Genomic DNA, 18,681 nt, shown 5'->3' with positions numbered 1-18,681 from the left:
GAATTATAGAGCTCCTAAAATATAGTAAACTTCTTTTCCTTCTAGTTTTTGTAGTTGAATATTATATTTATTTGCCCAATGAGAAACTTCTTCATGAAACTCTTCTAAAATTTCATCAGCATCATTCTCATCACACTTAATTTTTAAGTATTTAGTTGAGTTAGATAATCCAACATAGGCATTCATTTTTTTTAGATGATCATTTAAACTAATTAAATGTTTTGAAAATTTATTAAAATCTTTTGTTTGTGAGATAACTTCTTCAGCTTGTTTAATTGAAGAGTCGTTTTTTGAGTAACCTAATTGTGAAAGTAAAACTTCAGGTGATACTTCTATATGCATATTTTCTTCCTTTTTATAATTTTGATAATCTTATCAAAAAAAATGTAAATTTGTATTAAAAAATATATATTATATAGAGAGTTTTACTTAAGGAATTAAAAATTCCTTTTTCATGTTTTCACTTAGTAGTTTTAAATTTTTTTCATCAACCTTACTCTTTGCATAAGTTATTAAGTTTTTTACATTATTATGAAATTTTTTGAAGAAATCAATCATCTTTGGATCTATTTTATTTGTATTATTTACATGGGCAAATTCATCAATCATAGTTACAACTAAATCAAATTTTCCCATAAATACAGCATAATTAATTGGTAGTACTCCATAATTGTCTGCAATATTTACAATACTATTATCATAAGAGTGAACTAATTTAAAAGTTCTTGTACAATCTCTCCATACCACATTATGAATAAATGTTCTACCTTTTTTGTCAACACTTTTTAAATTTGGTTTGGCTTCAAGTAAAAGTTTTAAAGTATAAATACATTTATTTAAAATAGCTTTGTGAATAACTGTTGATCCTAAATCATCTTTCTCATTTATATCCACTCCTAAATTAATAAGACTTTGTAAAGTTTTTAGATAAAGCTTTTGTTTTTGGGCAGTTGAAGTATCTGCTTTTTCTATTAGATAAAAAACAATATTATGATGATTTAAATCTTTTTGATTTATATTTATTCCATATTTTTTAAGAAGTTTAAAAACTTCAAAGTTATAATAAATTATTGTATCAAAGAATAGAGGTTTAGCTTTAGAATTATATTTTTTTAAATCAACCTTTGTATTTTTTAATAAATATTCGAGTAAGTCATAATAATTGTTATCATATGAACTTTTTTCAATTAAAGAGTAACTTATTATTTTTTGATTTCTATAGTGTAAAATCAGTTCAATAAGCTTTTCTATAATAGTTGAATCATGATTATCTCTAATATTAACATCAGCTCCTAATTCAATTAAAGATTTTATAATCTCAATATTTCCAAAACCTCTATAACAAGCCTCTGTTAAAACAGTTTGCCCTTGAATATTTTTTTGATTTATATTGAATTTATTTGTATTTAAAAAAAGCTCAATTAACTCTTTATCTTCACTTCTTATAGCTTGAAATAACACAGTCTCTTCTTCTTTATTTAAACTATTTAAGTTTATATCAAAAGAGATAAGTTTTTGAATTAATTTAAAATGAGAAAGTGCTTGTATAGCATTCAATTCGTTTTTTGCTTTTATATAATTATCAACAACATAATTTAATACAGTTTTATTTTGAAAATCTTTATTATTTACTTCACAACCATATTCTATAGCTTTTTCTACTAGTTTTATATTTTCAATTCCTTTTTCAATCGCATAAAAAAGGAAGTTTTTACCATTTTTATCCCCTAAAGTAGGGTTTGCACCATGTTCTAAGAGTTTTCTTGCTAATTCATAGTTATTAAAAGCTGGGTCTTTATGTAAGATTATATTTTTATTTTTATTTACACAGTTAATATCAATTTTTTCATTTTTTAAAACTGCATCTAAAATCTCACTACTTCCATTTGATACAGCATCAAATACTAGATTGTTCCCATAGAAATCTTTGTTTCTTATATCATCAGTTTTTTCTAATAAGTATTTATAGGTTTTACTTCCTGAAATAATTGCTTCTTGTAGAGCAGTACGGTGATAAAAATTTTTGTGATTAACATTAGCACCTTTTTCTACTAAGAATTTTACTACAGAAGTATTATTTGATTTTACAGCATAAAAGAGAACACTCTCTTTATCTGAGGTTAATGATTCTAGACTTAAACCTTTATTTATAAGCCATTTAATTGATTCTAAAAGTGCAGATTTTGCACATAAATGCAATAAAGTTTCTTTTTTTTCGGTAAGTTCATTTAAGTTAATATCATCAGTATAATTAAACTCAAGTTCATCAGGGTTAAAGACTTTGTTAAATAAAGCATTTTTGAAACCTTCTTTTGAAGGCTGCTTTCTGTTAAAAATTTTTTTTAGCATTGTTTTTTACTTTTCTAATATTTACATAGCTAAATTATATAACTAATAGCTAAAATAATTATTAAAAAATAGACCAAAAAGTTATAATTGTGACTTTTAAGGGTCAAATAGAGAACTCTTTTTTCATATTATCACTTAAAATTCTTAAATTTTTAACATCTACATTGTTTTTTGCATACTTTGTAAGTTCATTTAAATTATTATGAAATTTTTTGAAAAAATCTTTCATTTTTGGACTAATTTGATTTGTATTATTTACATGAGCAAATTCATCAATCATGTTGATTACTAAGTCATATTTCCCCATAAAAACTGCATAGTTAATAGGTAATATCCCATATTTGTCAGCAATATTAAGTACACTATTATCATAAGAGTGTACTAGTTTAAAAGTTTTCGTACAGTCTTTCCACACTATATTATGAATAAATGTTCTTCCATTGTTATCTACACTTTTATAATTTGGTTTAGCATCTAGTAAAACTTTTATTGTATAAATTGAACTATTTAAAATAGCTTTGTGAATTACTGTTGAACCTAGATTATCTTTATTGTTTATATTTACTCCTAAGTTTATTAGGCTTTGAAGAGTATTTAAATATAGCTTTTGTTTTTGTGTAGTTGAAGTATCTGCATTTTCAATTAAATAGCTTAATACATTATTATGTTCTAAATCATTTTGATTAATATCTATTCCACTTTTTTGAAGAAGTTTAAAAAGCTTAAAATTATAATAGATTATAGTATCAAAAAACAGAGGTTTTGATTTTGAAGTATATTTATTTAAATCTACTTTTGTATTTTGTAAAAGATATTTAAGAAGTTCAAAATAGTTGTTTTCATCAGAACTTTTTTCAACTAAATAAAAACTTATCTCTTTTTTATTTTCATAATAAAGAATTAAATCAATTAGTTTTTCAATTAAAGTTGAACCTTCATTATCTCTTTGATTAACATCTGCTCCTAATTCTAGTAAGACTTTAATTACTTCTATATTTCTATACCCTTTTAAACAAGCCTCTTCTAAAACAGTATAACCTAAATAGTTTTTTTGTTTGATATCTATTTCTTGAGATAAAAAAAGATTAATAAGTTTAATATCTTCTTCTTTTATAGCTTGAAAAAGAATATTCTCCTTTTTTTGATTTAAGTTATTTATATCTATTTTAAAATCTAGTAATTTTTTTATAAGTTTGAAATAAAAAAGAGATTTAGGAGACTCTTTTTCTTTCAAATAGTTATTTACAGCATAGTTTAATACAGTATCATTATTTTTATTTACACAGTTTATATTTAAATTTTCATTTTTTAAAACATTATCTAAAAGTTCATCGTCTCCACTAGAAACTGCGTGGAAGATTATACTATTTCCGTAAAAATCACTATTATTAAGATCTGTTGTTTTCTCTAATAAGTATTTATAGGTTTTACTTCCTGAAAGAATAGCTTCTTGTAAGGCTGTACGATGATAAAAGTTTTTATGATTTACATTTGCACCTTGTTCAACTAAGAATTTTACAGTAGCAATGTTATTTGATTTAACTGCATAAAATAATACAGTCTCTTTATCTTCTGTTTGAGCTTCAAGACTTAAGCCTTTATTTAGTAGCCATTTTATTGATTCAATGTAAGCAAATTTTGCACAAAGGTGTAATAAAGTCTCTTTTTTTTCAGTTGTTTTATATAAATTTACTTTTTCACTATAATGAAAGTTTATTTCATCAGGATTAAATATTTTATTAAATAAGGCATTTTTAAATCCTTCTACAGAAGGTTGTTTTCTGTTAAAAATATTTTTAAGCATCGTCATTTCTCTTATATCGATAATAAATATTATATAATCAATAGCTAAAAAAAGCATAAAAAATTTAATGTAAAAGGAAAATAATGAGTGTTTTGTTAAATATGGCAATGTTTCCCACAGATCAGACAGAGAGTAAAAGTGAATATGTGGCAGAAGTTATTAAAGTAATTAGAGATTCAGGTTTTTCTTATCAGTTAACTTCAATGGCAACTATAATTGAAACAGAAAAAATATCAGAAGCTTTAAATATTGTACAAAAATGTTATGAAAAACTTGAAGAGTTAGGTTGTAATAGAGTCTATTCTACTTTAACTTTTGATATTAGAAAAGGTAAAGAAAATAGACTTAAAACTAAAATTGAATCTGTAGAGAAGAAAATAGGGGAAGTATCAAAATAGAGTTGCTTGATTTTGGTCATCAATTCCTTTTACTTTAAAACTAAATCTATGTTCTAAAGATCTTCCATGTGTTTTAATTGCTTCAATATGAGCTTTTGTTCCATAACCTTTATGTTTTTCAAATGAATAATTAGGATAATCTGAAGCAATTTCACACATATATCTATCTCGACTGACCTTTGCAAGAATAGAAGCTGCACTTACTTCTTGAATAGTTGCATCTGCTTTTATTTTATATTGTAAATTTGAAATCCCAAATGAAGTATTACCATCCATTAAAAACTCACTTGCTTCATTTTTTAATTTTTCCATAATCTCTGTAATAGAGTTTTTTAAACAAGTACTTAGACCTTTTTCATCTAATGTTTTTGCATCAGTAAATACAATATGATACGAACACTTCTTTTTTATTTCATCAAATAGTTTTTCTCTTTTTTTTTCACTTAATTGTTTAGAATCATTTAAGCCCTCAACTTTTTCATTGATTATAGCTCCAGCAACAACTAATGGCCCTGCAATTGGACCTCGTCCTGCTTCATCTATTCCACATAACATCTATTCTCCAAATAATTAAATTGTTTTTTGTATAATAGTAGATTGTTTATTAAAAGTGGGAAGAGTATGTTTAAAGTTTTAGTAGGAGTTATTTTTCTAGGAATAGTAAGTTTTTATTATGGGATGAAAGAGGACTCAAATAGTATTAAAATAGGATTTTTAGGTGGTTTAAGTGGTAAGTATTCTAATTTAGGACACTCTTTATTAGATGGAATGACTTTAGCTTTTGAAGAAGAAAATTATAAAATAAATGGAAAAGAAATAGAAATTATTTCTAAAGATGATAGACAAAAAACAACTTTTGTAAAACTTGCAATGGAAGAGTTTAAAAAAGAAGAAGTTTCTTTAATTTTGGGAAGTGGTACAAGTTCTATGACAAAAGTTGCATTAGAGAGTATAGATGAGAGTTATAATCCTATTCTTATTTCTGCTTCTGCAAGTAGTAGTCTTTTTTCAAAAAAAGATGATAATTTTTTTAGAACGCAAGTTTCTCAGTCAATAGAGAGTTTTGAAAAATTAAGTAAGCATTTAATAGAAAACAAGATAAAAAATATCTATACGATTTATGATTCAAAAAATAAAGCTTATAGTGAAAGTTATGCAAACAATTTTGAAAAATCTTTTGTTTTACATGGAGGAAACCCTTTTGTTTCTGTAAAAGAGATTTCAAAAGATTTTTCATTTATTTTTAATGATATAAAAGAGAAAAAAGAGCTTGATGCTGTAATTATTATTGCAAATACAATTGATACTGCAAAGTTAGTTCAATATTTAAGAATAAATGGTTTAGAAAAATTAATTATAGGTTCAAGTTGGTCGAAAAGCTCTGAGCTTTTAGAAGATGGAGGAAAGTATGTAGAAAATATGCTTTTTCTAACATCATATAACAATAGCTCACAAGAAAAAAAATATTTAGACTTTGTAAGAAAATATGAAGAAAAATATAAAACCATACCTTCTGTTTTTGCTTCACAAGCTTATGAAACTGCAAAAATTATAATAAAAGCTTTAAAACATAATGAAGATTTAAATAAATTTAAAGATACAATATTGACTATTAAGAGTTTTGAAGGATTGCAAGGTACCATTGAATTTGATGAATATGGAGATATTAAAAGAGATTATATTTTAATGACTATTAAAAATGGTCGTTATGAACCTATTTAAGGATTTTTATGAAAAAGTTGATTTTTATTTTTGTATTAATATCTTTGGCTTTTTTAGCTATTTTTATAAGTTCTTCTAAAAAAGATGAAGAGATAAAAATAGCCTTTGTAGGTGCTTTAACTGGTAAATATTCAGTACTTGGTAATGCAATGGTAAATGGTATTTTATTAGCTTTTGAAGAGATTAATTATGAAATAGATGGTCGAAAAATAGCTTTTGTTTTAAAAGATGATAAACAAGATGAAGATTTAAATAAAAATATAATTAACAACTTAATAGCAAATAATACAAAAATTGTCATAGGAAATGTTACAAGCTCTATGTCTAAAGTCTCAATGTCAATAATTAATAATTATGATGATATTTTTATGATTTCAGCTTCTTCTGCAAGTAATGAGTTTTCAAAAAAAGATGATAACTTCTTTAGAGTTCATGTTGCAAATAATGCACAAAGATTTGACTCTTTCACTAATTATGTAATCAAAAACAACTTCAAAAAAATATATGGGATTTATGATCCTTATAATGAAACTTATGCAAAAGACTATTTAATTAATTTTGAAAAAAGTTTAGTCTCTAAAGGTGAGAATAAATTACTTACTTATGAAAAAACAGACATAAATTTAGATTTATTAGTAGATAATATAAAAAAGAAAAATCCTGATTTAATTTTGATTTGTGCAAACTCAGTAGACTTTGCAAGAATAATTCAATATGTGAGATTAAAAGGAATAACAACTCCTTTTGCTTCTGCTGAATGGGCAAGAACTCCTTCTTTTATAGAAAACTCAGGAAAAGCTTCAGAAGGAGTTATTTTTAATATCGACTATGATGAGAAGTCTTCTAATCCAAATTATAAAGAATTTGTGAATAAATATGTAAAAAAATATGGTATTCCTCCATCAATGTATGCTTCAAAAGCTTATGAATTAAGTAAAATTATTATTGAAATATTAAAAGTGGGAGATGAAACTGAGATTAAGCAGAATCTTTTAGCAAAAAGAGAGTTTGAAGGACTTCAAGATAAAATAATCTTTGATGAATATGGAGATGTAATTAGAAAATATTATAATTTTAAAGTTATTAATGGGGAGTTTGTACGAGTAGATGAATAAAATCAAAAGTTTAAAAAAAGAGATATTACAGCTATTAGTTTTATTTTCTATTTCTGTAATTGTAATTATTGGTATTTTAACTATTTGGAAATTATATGATTCAAAAATTGAAATAATAAAATATAATCAAAATTTAATTTTAAAGCAAGTTGATAAAGAAGTAGAAAAACTACTTAGTGATATAGAAAATATAGCTCTTTATATTTCAGAAAACTATTCATATAACTATTTACTTTTAAAAAATATTGTAGAAACTAATAATAATATCTCTTCTATTTTGATTTTAGACAATAAAGGAATAATTGAAGATTTTTATGCAATTTCAAATTTAAATATCTATAGAGGTTTTGATTATTCAAATAAAACTTATTTTAAAGAAATAAAAAACAATAAAAAATATTTTTGGAGTAATGTCTTTTTATCTTCAGTTGATGAAGAACCAAGTATTTCTTATAGTTTTAGAATGGGAAGTAAAATTGGTGTAATTATGATTAATTTAACAGAATTATCAAACTTTCTTCAAAGATTTAAAAATACAGATGGTTCTCATATGCTAAGAATTTTTGATAGAAGTGGAATTATGATTTTAAATCCAGATTCTAGACAATTTGTATTACAAAGGTTTAATGCAAGTTCTACTTCTTTATATACTGAATTAATAAATAAAGAAAAACCATTTACACAAGTAATTTTTTCTTCAGTTACAAAAAATGAAAATCAATTAGGCGCATATATTAAAGTTAAAAAGACAGATTGGAGTATTGTTGTAAGACAAAGTCATGATGATATTTTAAAATCACTTACTTCAATTATTGTCTCAATAGTTTTAATTGTTCTATTCTTTTCTTATATTGCAATATTTTTAGCTATTAAAATTTCAAAAAAAGTGTTTAAGTCTTTTGATGAAATGCAATCAATCACTTCAAAAATTGCTGATGGAGACTATAATATTAAACTCAATAAACTTCATTATGAAGAGCTAAATAATTTATTAAATAGTTTTAATAAAATGCAAGAAAAGATTGATAGAAGAGAAGATAATCTAGAAAAATCCTTAGCTAGTTTTAAATCTTTATTTAACTCAACAATGGAATCTATTGTCTTATCTCAAAATGGAAAGATAATAGATGTAAATGATATAACAATGAAACTTTTTGAGACTAAAAATAAAAAGGATTTTTTAAATAAATCAATGTTTGATTTCATAGAAAAAGAGTACCATGAAGTAGTTAAAATAAATTTATTTAAAAATACAGAACCTTATGAGGTAGAGTTAGTTAGACCAAATGGTAGAAAACTTCAAGCATTAGTACAAGGAAAAATAATAGAGTTTGAAGGAGAAGATATTAGATTAACAGCTATTATTGATATAACAGAGTTAAAACAAAAAGATAAACTTCTTTTCCAACAAAGTAAAATGGCTTCTATGGGAGAGATGATAGGTAATATCGCTCATCAATGGAGACAACCTTTAAATACAATTAGTACTTGTGCAAGTGGTATAAAATTTGAAAAAGAGTTTGGCATTTTAGATGATAAAAGAGTATTTGATACTATGGATATTATTGTTGAAAATACTCAGTTTTTATCTAAAACAATTGATGACTTTAGAAACTTTTTTAAATCAAATAAACAAGCAGAAAGTTTTGAAATAAAAGCTATTATTAAAAAAGGGTTAAAACTTTTAGATGCAAGTTTAAAGAGCCATGAAATTGAAATCAGAGAAAATTATTTACAAGAAGAACTTTTATATGAAGGCTTATCAAATGAATTTATTCAAGTTGTTGTTAATATAATTAATAACTCTAAAGATGCCTTTATTTCTAATAATATTGAAAAAAGAGTTATTCAAATTGATGAAAAAATTGAGTTTAATAATTATATCTTAGAGATAAAAGATAATGCAGGAGGAATACCTTTAGATATTATTGATAAAATCTTTGATCCTTATTTTACAACAAAACATAAATCTCAAGGTACAGGAATTGGGCTTTATATGTCTCATCAAATAATAGTTGATCATATGAGTGGAAATATTAGAGTTAAAAATAGTAACTTAATAGTTGAAAATAGGTTTTATAAAGGGGCTTGTTTTAGAATAGAGTTACCTTTACCTAAATAACTCTTGACAAACTATCACTCAAGTTGCTATAATTTCTTTAGCAGTTAAATACTAGGAGTGCTAAAATGAAAAAATTATTTGAAAAACTTACAAATCAGATGGCTGAAACTATTGATTCGTCAGTAGCATTAGCTTTACATAATAAAAACCAAGAAGTAGAAGTTATACACTTTTTATGGGCATTATTAACAAATACAAATTCTGTTTTAAATCAATTATTAAATAAAATGAATATAGATAAGGTTGCAATTGAATTAGAAGCAAAGTCAGCTGCAGCAAAATTAACTTCTGTATCTTCAGTGACAAAAGAGAATATAAAACTATCAAGAAACTTTGCAAACTCTTTAGAGAAAGCAGAAGGTCAAGCAATAAAACAAGGTGATAAGTTTATAGCTATTGATACTTGGTTGGTTGCTAACTTTGATACGAAAGAGATAAAAGAGATTTTAGGAAAATATCTTGACTTAAGAGAAGCAGCAAAAGAACTTGAAGCTATGAGAGCAGGTACAACAGTTGATTCTGCAAGTGCTGATGAAAATTTTGATGCTTTATCTAAATATGGAATAGATTTAAATAAAAAAGCTATTGATGGTGAACTTGACCCAGTAATTGGAAGAGATGAGCAAATCAATAGAATGATGCAAATTCTAATAAGAAAAACAAAAAATAATCCTATTTTATTAGGAGAACCAGGAACTGGTAAAACAGCAATTGCAGAAGGTCTTGCACAAAGAATAGTAAATAAAGATGTACCAACTTCTTTACAAAATAAAAAAGTTGTGACTCTTGATATGAGTGCAATGATTGCAGGTGCTAAATATAGAGGTGAATTTGAAGATAGATTAAAATCAGTTATAGATGAGGTTAAAAAAGCTGGAAATATAATTCTTTTTATTGATGAAATTCATACAATCATTGGAGCAGGAGCTAGTGAAGGAAGTATGGATGCCGCAAATATCTTAAAGCCAAGTTTAGCAAGGGGAGAGTTACATACAATTGGTGCAACTACTTTAAAAGAGTATAGAAAATATTTTGAAAAAGATGCAGCAATGCAAAGAAGATTTCAACCTGTAAATGTAAATGAGCCAAGTGTAAATGAGGCATTGCAAATTTTAAGAGGTATAAAAGAGAAACTTGAAACTCACCATAATGTAACTATAAATGATTCAGCCTTAGTAAGTGCAGCAAAATTGTCAAATAGATATATTACAGATAGATTTTTACCAGATAAAGCGATTGACTTAATCGATGAGGCAGCAGCAGAACTTAAAATGCAAATTGAGAGTGAACCAATTGCCTTATCAAAAATAAAAAGAGAGATTCAAACTATTAATGTAGAAAAAGAAGCTCTTAAAATGGAAAAATCTAAGAAAAATGAAGAAAGACTTCAAGCAATAGAAAAAGAGCTTGCAAACTTAAATGAAGAGAAACAATCTTTAGAGACAAGATTTCAAAATGAAAAAGAGACATTCAATGCAACAAGTTCTTTAAAAGCAAAAATTGATGAATTAAAAACAAAAGCAGCAAGAGCAAAAAGAGAATCAAACTTTGAAGAAGCAGCTTCAATAGAGTATGGAGAAATACCTACATTAGAAGCAAAAATAAAAGAGAATGAAGCAAAATGGGCAAAAATGCAAGAAGAGGGAACTCTTTTAAGAAACTCAGTTGATGAAGAGGCAATTGCAAGTATTGTTTCAAGATGGACAGGAATTCCAGTAAATAAGATGATGGATTCTGAAAAACAGAAAGTTTTAAAAGTAGAAGAGGTTTTAAGAAAGGATGTAATTGGACAAGATGAAGCTTTAAAAGCTATCTCAAGAGCAATTAAAAGAAATAAAGCAGGATTAAGTGAAGATAGTAGACCTATTGGTTCATTTATGTTCTTAGGACCAACAGGAGTAGGAAAAACAGAGAGTGCAAAAACACTTGCAAGATTCCTTTTTGATGATGAAAAATCACTTATAAGATTTGATATGAGTGAGTATATGGAAAAACATGCAGTATCAAGACTTATTGGTGCCGCACCTGGATATATTGGTTATGAAGAGGGTGGACAATTAACAGAAGCGGTTAGAAGAAAACCTTATTCAGTGATTTTATTTGATGAAATTGAAAAAGCACACCCTGATGTATTTAATATTTTATTACAAGTGTTAGATGATGGAAGATTAACAGATAATAAAGGTGTAACTGTAGATTTTAAAAATACAATTATAATATTAACTTCTAATATAGGAAGTTCTAAGATTATTGAAATTTCAGATAAAGAAAGTAGAAGAAAAGAGGTATTAAATGAGCTAAAGGCTTATTTTAGACCAGAATTCTTAAATAGATTAGATGATATTATAATTTTTGAACAATTAGGATTAGAAGCAATTACAAATATTGTTAATATTATGTTTGAGTCAATTAAAAGAAAAGTTGAACAAAAAGATATAACAATTTCATTAACTTCTAGTGCAAAAGAGTATATTGCTAAAATTGGTTTTGACCCTGTATATGGAGCAAGACCACTTAAAAGAGCAATTTATGAAATAGTAGAAGATAAGTTAGCAGATTTAATTTTAGAGGATAAAATAGCCGAAGGTTCGTCTGTTGAGTTTGATATTAAAGATAATGAAGTAGTTGTAAATATTAAATAAATTTAAGGAAACTCTTAAACTAAACAAAATTTAAGTATACTTTAAATATAATACGCGACTTAATTTGTGAATAGAGGAATTAGATTATGAAAAGAACATATCAACCACATAACACGCCAAGAAAAAGAACGCATGGTTTTAGAATCAGAATGAAAACTAAAAACGGAAGAAAAGTTATCAAAGCAAGAAGAGCTAAAGGTAGAAAAAGATTAGCTGTTTAAGTAAACTTCACCGTCTTAACAATTCAAAAGATTTTAATCAACTTTATAAAAGCGGCAAAAAGTGGCATACCCACACTTTTGTCGCTTTTTTTTCGTCTAGTGAAAAGTTAAACTTAGCATTTGTTGCTTCAAAAAAAGTAGGAAATGCTGTTAAAAGAGCTAAGGCAAAAAGAAAACTAAGAGCACTTTGTCTAAAATATGAAAATAGACTACTAAGTGGCAAATATATTTTTGTAGCAAAAGATATGATTTTTGAAAAAGATTATAAATCTTTTGAAAAAGATTTTTTATATGCTATGAAAAAACTTCAATTATTTAAGACAGATGAATAGAATATCTAAATACCTAATTAGGTTTTATCAAAAATATTTATCTGTTATATCTTTTGGGTCATGTAGATATTACCCATCTTGTTCTAATTATGCCCTGTGGCAATATGAGAACAATACTTTTTTTAAGGCAACTTATTTTACAATATCACGCATATTAAGATGTAATCAACTTTTTGCTGGTGGATTTGACTATCCTGTTGTAAAAATAGTAAAGCATAATAATATCAATTTTAAAAAAATCAAAATCAAATATTGGCTAGTTCCAATGGCAGATGATAAATACCTCATAGTAAAAAATCGGGAGTGGAAAAATAATAATGATGAATAACAATATGAACGACAATGGCGGTATGCAAAAAAGAATGCTAATAATGACACTTGTAGTGTTTGCATTTTTTATAGCTTATGAATTTTTAGTATTAAAGCCTCAACAAGAAGAGAAAGCAAAACAGCAAGAAATTGCAAAAGAGCAAAAGCAAAATAGTGCTCCTGATGTAACAAGTGTATCAAATGCTCCAGTAGCACAATCACAAGATGATATGAATAAATCAATTCAAGCCTTATCATCAAAAGCAATTGGTTCTTCAAATATTTTAACTACAATTAAAACTAACAGAAATATTATTGAAATTGATAGGTTAGGTAGAGTAGCACAAGTTACTTTATTAGAAGCAAAATATAAAGATGAAGATGGAAATCAAATTAAACTTTTTGAAGCTGATCAACTAAGACCTTTAGAAGTTAGATTTGCAAATACTAATATTAATGATGAAGCTTTTAAAGTATCTTATGAAACTACTGCAACAAATGTTGATGCAACTAAAGAGGCTCAAAAATTCACACTTGTTCAAAAACTATCAGATATTACATTAACTAAAAACTTTACTGTTTATCCAAATGGACACTACGATTTAGATATTTCAACAGATAAAAAAGAGCAATACTTTATTACAAATGGTTTTAGACCAAATGTATTAGCAGATATGTATGCTGACCATGGTTTATATTTAAAACTTAATGATGGAACAATGGAATTAACTTCAGATGAAGATTTAGATAAAGTTAAATCTTATACTGGAATTAAATTTGTTTCAAATTTTGATAGATATTATGCAACAGTTATTTATAACTTTGATAACTCTTTACAAGTATCTTTAATGCCAGATAACAACAATAACCCACAAGGTTTTGTTCATGTTACTGAAAAAATTTCATTCTCAGGTTATATGGGACCAAAGCACTTTAATGATTTAAAAGCTTTACACCCTGAATTAACAGATGTAATTGAGTATGGATGGTTTACATTTATTGCTAAACCTATGTTTACATTACTTCAATTTATTCAATCATATGTTGGAAACTGGGGTTGGACAATTGTTATATTAACAATTTTAATTAAACTTGTTTTATATCCTTTATCATATAAAGGTATGGTATCTATGAACAAGTTAAAAGAACTTGCTCCAAAAATGAAAGAGATCCAAGAAAAATATAAAAATGATAAACAAAAACAATCAATGCATATGATGGAGCTTTATAAAAAGCATAATGCAAACCCTATGGGTGGTTGTTTACCATTAATTTTACAAATTCCTGTATTCTTTGCAATCTATAGAGTTTTATTAAATGCAATTGAATTAAAAGGTGCAGAGTGGATTTTCTGGGTACACGATTTAGCAGAAATGGACCCATATTTTGTATTACCAATTTTAATGGGTGCTTCAATGTGGTTACAACAAAAAATTACACCTAATACTATGCAAGATGAGATGCAAAAGAAGATTTTCCAAATGTTACCAATCATCTTTACGTTCTTCTTCTTATGGTTCCCAGCTGGTTTAACTCTATACTGGTTTGTAAACAACGTATTTACTATTGCACAACAATACTATATAAACCAAATGTTTGAGAAAAAAAGAGCTGCTAAAAAATAGAGGAGTCTATTATGAAAAAATTTGAAGCAACGTGTTTAGAAGAAGCTTACGAACTCGCAACATCAGAGTTTGAATGTTCTATAACTGACTTAGATATTGATATTATCCAACAGCCAAGTAAAGGATTTCTTGGCTTTGGAAAGAAAAATGCTATTATTACTGCTTCATCAAGAAGACGAAGAAGAGATAATAGAAGACCTAAAGAACAAAAATTTAGAAAAAAAGATATTAAAATTGAAGATGTTTCTAAAAAAATAGAAGACTCAAATAGAAGAGACGAAGAGACATACACTTCAAAAACTTACAAAACTGAAAAAAAATTAAACTCTGTTCCTAATGTAGAATCAAAAGAAGAGATTTTTGATAAGTTCTATTCTGAAGCTGATAACAAAAATGAAATCTCAAAAATTATTGTAAAAAAAGAAGCACAAGAGATTATTACAGAAGTAAAAGAAGGTTTACGCTCTTTATTTGAAGATACTTGTTATGGTATTGATAATATAAAAGTAGAATTTTATGATGAAAATACTCTTTATATAGAGTTTACAGGAACTGATTCTGCTTTATTAATTGGTAAAGAAGGGTATAGATATAAAGCCTTATCATATATTTTATTTAACTGGATAAATGAAAAATATGGTCTTATGCTAAGACTTGAAGTAGCAGAGTTTTTGAAAAACCAAGAGGCTTCAATTCATACATACTTAGAACCAGTAATTGAAACAATTAAAGAAAAAGGTAATTTCAAAACTAAACCATTAGATGGTATTTTAGTTCATATTGCACTTAAAAAATTAAGAGAAGAATTCCCTGATAAATATGTTGCTGTTAAAACTAATATCAGAGGGGATAAATACGTACTTGTAAACGAATATAGAAGTAAAGAGCAATAAATTGTTGGATGATAATACAATTGTTGCCATTGCAACTGCAAATGGTATTGGCTCAATTTCTATTGTAAGAGTTAGTGGTAGAAATGCCCTAGCTATAGCTTTAAAACTTTCAAAAAAACAAGAACTTAAACCAAGAGTAGCAACTCTTGGGACTATTTACAATTCAAACAATGAAATCATTGACGAAGCTCTTTTAATCTATTTTAAAAACCCATACTCTTTCACAGGGGAAGATATTGTTGAGTTTCAATGTCATGGTGGAGTAGCAATTTCAAATATAATTTTACAAGAAGTATTAAAGTGTGGAGCAAGACTTGCTAATCCTGGAGAGTTCTCTAAACGGGCTTTTTTAAATGGAAAAATTGACCTTACAAAAGCAGAAGCAATTGCTAAGATTATTGAAGCAAGAAGTGAAGATGCTGTTAAACTTTTAGCAAAACAGTTAAAGGGTGAGTTAACAGAGTTTGTAAATGATATTAGAGAAGATTTACTTTTTATGCTTGCTTATACAGAGGTAAATATTGATTATGCAGAAGAGGATTTACCAAGCGATATTTTTGAGCAAATTCAAAATAAGCTAGATAAAATCAAAGATAAACTATCAAATACTTTAGATGCAAGTAAAAGAAGAGAAGGTTTAATAGAAGGTTTTAAAGTAGCAATTGTTGGAAAACCAAATGTTGGGAAATCTTCACTTTTAAATAAACTTCTTAATTTTGATAGAGCAATTATTTCTGATATTGCAGGAACAACTAGAGATACAATAGAAGAGTCTGTTAAAATAGGAACTCATATTATAAAAATAGTTGATACAGCAGGTATTAGAGAAGCTGATGATGTTATTGAAAAAATAGGAATTGAAAAATCTATAGAAGCAGTAAATGAAGCTGATATTGTAATTGCTCTTTTTGATAATAGTAAAGCTTTAGATAATGAAGATAAAAAGATATTAGAACTTTTAGAAAACAACTCTCAAAAAGAGATTATAACTGTTTTAAATAAATGTGATTTAGAAAATAGTTTTGAAAAAGAGAGTTTAGATAAAGAATTCATCTCTTTAAGTACGAAAGAGACAATAACTCCTCTTATTAAAAAAATAGAGACTATTTTAGACTCAAATACTCATAGTGATGATATGACTTTAGTATCTAAACGACAAGTTGATGAAGTTGAAAATACTTATTATCATATACAACAAGCTACACTACCTCTTGAAACAGGAGAGTTAGAGTTCTTTGCATATCATATAAATGAAGCATTACACTCAATCTCAAATATCACAAGACCATATGAACATGACCAAATGTTAGATGTAATGTTTGGCTCTTTTTGCTTAGGAAAATAGTAAAGAATGAAAGAAAGTTATGACTTAGTAGTCATAGGAGCAGGAGCTGCTGGTATGATAGCAGCAATTGTTGCTGCTAGAAACTCTTTAGATGTTATTATTTTAGAACAACAAGAAAAATTAGGTCCTAAATTAAAAGCCACAGGTGGTGGTCGATGTAATCTTACAAATACTCTTTCAAATGAAGACTTTATGAACTCTTTTGGAAAAAATGGTAAGTTTATGTATGAAGCATTAAGAGATTTTAATTATGAAGATTTAATCTCTTTTCTTGGAAATATAGGTGTTGAAACTCATATTCCCGATGGCTTTAAAGTCTTTCCTGTAACGCATAACTCTTCAACTATTATAAATGCCTTAGAACAAGAACTTATAAATGTTGGTGTAGAGATTGCATATTTAACAAAAGCAGATGATATTATTTTTGAAGAGAACCTTGTAAAAGAAATACTTACTTCAAAAGGTAAGATAAAAACTTCAAAAGTAGTAGTTGCTACAGGTGGTTTAGGTTATCCAAAACTTGGAGCAAATGGAGATGGATATACTTTTGCAAAAACTTCTGGACATAAAGTTACTTCTTTACATCCTGCTATGATACCCTTGCTTACAAAAGATACTTGGGTTGCACAATGCCGTGCAGATACAATTGCAAAAGCTCAACTAAGGGTTGATATAAAAAAATATAAAAACCTTAAAAAAACTGGGGATTTAATCTTTACAACTAAAGGTATTAGAGGACCCGTTGTTTTAGATTTTTCAAGGGAAATAACACCTTTGCTTGAGAAATATAAAGAAGTACCTATTTTAATAAATATGTTAAAAGGGATGAATGAAGAAGAACTTTTCTCTTATATAAAAAAAAGAACAAGTGAAAATATAGATTTTAATATCTTACAAACTTTAGAAACACTTTTACCTCAATCTGTAATAAAAGAGCTTTGCCTTTTAGTAGAAGCAGATTGTGAATTGAAGTTTAAAGATTTAAAAGGAGAAGTAAGACAAAATTTAGTGAAAATTTTGGTAAATACTCCTTTAACTATTAATGGCCATTTAGGTTTTGAAAGAGCGATGATAACAAGAGGTGGAATTAGCTTAAAACAGATTGACCCAAAAACTATGCAGAGTAAACTTGTGAAAGGTCTATATTTTTGTGGAGAAGTGGTTGATTTAGATGGACCATGTGGTGGTTACAATTTACAATGGTCTTTTGCAAGTGGAAATCTAGCAGGAAAATTGCTAGATTAATCTACTTTTATATGCTCTATTAACCTTGCATTTGATTTATCAATAGAAGTCCAAGAGTTACAATCAAACTCTATTTTTACAACTTCTCCCATTAAAATCTTCTCTTTTAATCCAGCTAAAGTAACTCCTAATGCAGTTAAAGAAGGATTATGACCTATAATCATAAGAGTATCTACATTATCAAAAGTATAAGTAATAGATTCAATAACTTCATTTACAAAAGCTTGGAATAAAACTTCATTATACATAATATTCTTTGAGTAACCAAGCTCTTTTGCTACAAGTTCAGCAGTTGTTTTTGTTCTTTTTGCTGGACTTGCAACTAATAAATCAGGTAAAATATTTTTTTCTTTTAATACTTTTGATATTTTTTTTACGTCTTCAAGACCTTTTTTTGTAACTTCAATATCATAATCATCTACATTTAGATTTGAAGTATCTTTTTGACCGTGTCTCATTATAAAAAGTGTTTTCATTTATTATGTACCTACGCAAGTAATTGTTTTAGATTATTTTAAGTACTTTTAACTTGTAAAGTAATAAAAAATAAAAAAATAGT

The 18,681-nt window shown here is 26.5% G+C and carries 17 protein-coding genes; 12 read left to right on the top strand and 5 right to left on the bottom strand.

Annotated features, from left to right (window positions below; genetic code table 11):
- Positions 1 to 3: 3 nt before the first annotated feature.
- The 3 genes from ABIV_RS10275 to ABIV_RS10265 all read right to left on the bottom strand — a co-directional run bounded on the left by ABIV_RS10275 (position 4) and on the right by ABIV_RS10265 (position 4,153).
- Positions 4 to 342 (bottom strand): hypothetical protein, encoded by a 339-nt coding sequence (locus ABIV_RS10275; protein WP_114839794.1) that lies wholly within the window; start codon positions 340 to 342, stop codon positions 4 to 6.
- An 87-nt stretch (positions 343 to 429) separates the two neighbouring features.
- Positions 430 to 2,349: an ankyrin repeat domain-containing protein gene (locus tag ABIV_RS10270; RefSeq protein WP_114839793.1), complete on the bottom strand. Its 1,920-nt coding sequence runs from the start codon at positions 2,347 to 2,349 to the stop codon at positions 430 to 432.
- 103 nt (positions 2,350 to 2,452) lie between these two features.
- Positions 2,453 to 4,153 carry an ankyrin repeat domain-containing protein gene (locus ABIV_RS10265; RefSeq protein WP_162918004.1) on the bottom strand — a complete coding sequence of 567 codons (1,701 nt, stop codon included), beginning with the start codon at positions 4,151 to 4,153 and terminating at the stop codon, positions 2,453 to 2,455.
- A gap of 83 nt (positions 4,154 to 4,236) precedes the next feature.
- Between ABIV_RS10265 and ABIV_RS10260 the strand changes: the two genes are divergently transcribed.
- Positions 4,237 to 4,551 (top strand): MTH1187 family thiamine-binding protein, encoded by a 315-nt coding sequence (locus ABIV_RS10260; protein WP_114839791.1) that lies wholly within the window; start codon positions 4,237 to 4,239, stop codon positions 4,549 to 4,551.
- Here ABIV_RS10260 and ABIV_RS10255 read toward each other — a convergent pair.
- Positions 4,543 to 5,106: a ribonuclease HII gene (locus ABIV_RS10255; protein ID WP_114839790.1), complete on the bottom strand. Its 564-nt coding sequence runs from the start codon at positions 5,104 to 5,106 to the stop codon at positions 4,543 to 4,545. The genes ABIV_RS10260 and ABIV_RS10255 overlap by 9 nt on opposite strands.
- Positions 5,107 to 5,172: 66 nt before the next feature.
- Between ABIV_RS10255 and ABIV_RS10250 the strand changes: the two genes are divergently transcribed.
- The 11 genes from ABIV_RS10250 (at position 5,173) to ABIV_RS10200 (ending at position 18,122) form a co-directional block, all read left to right on the top strand.
- Entirely contained in the window at positions 5,173 to 6,273 is a 1,101-nt protein-coding gene (locus tag ABIV_RS10250) for an ABC transporter substrate-binding protein (RefSeq protein WP_114839789.1), read from the top strand.
- 8 nt (positions 6,274 to 6,281) lie between these two features.
- On the top strand, positions 6,282 to 7,388 hold the full coding sequence (locus ABIV_RS10245; protein ID WP_114839788.1) for an ABC transporter substrate-binding protein: 1,107 nt from the start codon (positions 6,282 to 6,284) through the stop codon (positions 7,386 to 7,388).
- On the top strand, positions 7,381 to 9,510 hold the full coding sequence (locus ABIV_RS10240; protein ID WP_114839787.1) for an ATP-binding protein: 2,130 nt from the start codon (positions 7,381 to 7,383) through the stop codon (positions 9,508 to 9,510). The genes ABIV_RS10245 and ABIV_RS10240 overlap by 8 nt, the downstream gene beginning before the upstream one ends.
- Before the next feature lie 65 nt (positions 9,511 to 9,575).
- Complete coding sequence (locus tag ABIV_RS10235) at positions 9,576 to 12,152, top strand: ATP-dependent Clp protease ATP-binding subunit (RefSeq protein ID WP_114839786.1); 2,577 nt, start codon at positions 9,576 to 9,578, stop codon at positions 12,150 to 12,152.
- Positions 12,153 to 12,238: 86 nt separating this feature from the next.
- A complete protein-coding gene (gene rpmH / locus ABIV_RS10230; protein ID WP_044417745.1) occupies positions 12,239 to 12,373 on the top strand; it encodes a 50S ribosomal protein L34 in 135 nt (44 codons plus the stop codon).
- Complete coding sequence (gene rnpA / locus ABIV_RS13805; RefSeq protein ID WP_114839785.1) at positions 12,361 to 12,705, top strand: ribonuclease P protein component; 345 nt, start codon at positions 12,361 to 12,363, stop codon at positions 12,703 to 12,705. The genes rpmH and rnpA overlap by 13 nt, the downstream gene beginning before the upstream one ends.
- Positions 12,698 to 13,033 (top strand): membrane protein insertion efficiency factor YidD, encoded by a 336-nt coding sequence (gene yidD / locus ABIV_RS10220; protein WP_114839784.1) that lies wholly within the window; start codon positions 12,698 to 12,700, stop codon positions 13,031 to 13,033. Before rnpA ends, yidD begins: the two co-directional genes overlap by 8 nt.
- 4 nt (positions 13,034 to 13,037) lie before the next feature.
- The gene (gene yidC / locus ABIV_RS10215) at positions 13,038 to 14,639 is read left to right on the top strand and encodes a membrane protein insertase YidC (protein WP_114840501.1); all 1,602 of its coding nucleotides are present in this window, start codon (positions 13,038 to 13,040) and stop codon (positions 14,637 to 14,639) included.
- An 11-nt stretch (positions 14,640 to 14,650) separates the two neighbouring features.
- Positions 14,651 to 15,532, top strand: a complete 882-nt coding sequence (locus ABIV_RS10210) for a Jag N-terminal domain-containing protein (protein WP_114839783.1) — start codon at positions 14,651 to 14,653, stop codon at positions 15,530 to 15,532.
- A 4-nt stretch (positions 15,533 to 15,536) separates the two neighbouring features.
- Complete coding sequence (gene mnmE, locus ABIV_RS10205; RefSeq protein WP_410471244.1) at positions 15,537 to 16,877, top strand: tRNA uridine-5-carboxymethylaminomethyl(34) synthesis GTPase MnmE; 1,341 nt, start codon at positions 15,537 to 15,539, stop codon at positions 16,875 to 16,877.
- A gap of 6 nt (positions 16,878 to 16,883) precedes the next feature.
- The gene (locus ABIV_RS10200) at positions 16,884 to 18,122 is read left to right on the top strand and encodes a BaiN/RdsA family NAD(P)/FAD-dependent oxidoreductase (protein WP_114839781.1); all 1,239 of its coding nucleotides are present in this window, start codon (positions 16,884 to 16,886) and stop codon (positions 18,120 to 18,122) included.
- On the opposite strand, the gene ABIV_RS10195 is transcribed toward ABIV_RS10200, so the two are convergent.
- Entirely contained in the window at positions 18,119 to 18,598 is a 480-nt protein-coding gene (locus ABIV_RS10195; RefSeq protein ID WP_114839780.1) for a SixA phosphatase family protein, read from the bottom strand. The two genes, ABIV_RS10200 and ABIV_RS10195, sit on opposite strands and share 4 nt — an antisense overlap.
- Positions 18,599 to 18,681 lie beyond the last annotated feature (83 nt).

This window comes from Halarcobacter bivalviorum (genome assembly GCF_003346815.1).
Classification (GTDB): Bacteria; Campylobacterota; Campylobacteria; order Campylobacterales; family Arcobacteraceae; genus Halarcobacter; species Halarcobacter bivalviorum.
This window is presented reverse-complemented; position numbering and strand designations above follow the sequence as displayed.

What these genes read in the sequence shown, in the direction of transcription:
- yidD (WP_114839784.1), top strand. Translation starts at nt 12,698, where the DNA reads ATGAATAGAATATCTAAATACCTAATTAGGTTTTATCAAAAATATTTA.
- ABIV_RS10195 (WP_114839780.1), bottom strand. Translation starts at nt 18,598, where the DNA reads ATGAAAACACTTTTTATAATGAGACACGGTCAAAAAGATACTTCAAAT.
- ABIV_RS10255 (WP_114839790.1), bottom strand. Translation starts at nt 5,106, where the DNA reads ATGTTATGTGGAATAGATGAAGCAGGACGAGGTCCAATTGCAGGGCCA.
- yidC (WP_114840501.1), top strand. Translation starts at nt 13,038, where the DNA reads ATGAACGACAATGGCGGTATGCAAAAAAGAATGCTAATAATGACACTT.
- ABIV_RS10250 (WP_114839789.1), top strand. Translation starts at nt 5,173, where the DNA reads ATGTTTAAAGTTTTAGTAGGAGTTATTTTTCTAGGAATAGTAAGTTTT.
- ABIV_RS10240 (WP_114839787.1), top strand. Translation starts at nt 7,381, where the DNA reads ATGAATAAAATCAAAAGTTTAAAAAAAGAGATATTACAGCTATTAGTT.
- ABIV_RS10210 (WP_114839783.1), top strand. Translation starts at nt 14,651, where the DNA reads ATGAAAAAATTTGAAGCAACGTGTTTAGAAGAAGCTTACGAACTCGCA.
- ABIV_RS10235 (WP_114839786.1), top strand. Translation starts at nt 9,576, where the DNA reads ATGAAAAAATTATTTGAAAAACTTACAAATCAGATGGCTGAAACTATT.
- ABIV_RS10260 (WP_114839791.1), top strand. Translation starts at nt 4,237, where the DNA reads ATGAGTGTTTTGTTAAATATGGCAATGTTTCCCACAGATCAGACAGAG.
- ABIV_RS10200 (WP_114839781.1), top strand. Translation starts at nt 16,884, where the DNA reads ATGAAAGAAAGTTATGACTTAGTAGTCATAGGAGCAGGAGCTGCTGGT.
- rpmH (WP_044417745.1), top strand. Translation starts at nt 12,239, where the DNA reads ATGAAAAGAACATATCAACCACATAACACGCCAAGAAAAAGAACGCAT.
- ABIV_RS10245 (WP_114839788.1), top strand. Translation starts at nt 6,282, where the DNA reads ATGAAAAAGTTGATTTTTATTTTTGTATTAATATCTTTGGCTTTTTTA.
- ABIV_RS10275 (WP_114839794.1), bottom strand. Translation starts at nt 342, where the DNA reads ATGCATATAGAAGTATCACCTGAAGTTTTACTTTCACAATTAGGTTAC.
- ABIV_RS10270 (WP_114839793.1), bottom strand. Translation starts at nt 2,349, where the DNA reads ATGCTAAAAAAAATTTTTAACAGAAAGCAGCCTTCAAAAGAAGGTTTC.
- ABIV_RS10265 (WP_162918004.1), bottom strand. Translation starts at nt 4,153, where the DNA reads ATGCTTAAAAATATTTTTAACAGAAAACAACCTTCTGTAGAAGGATTT.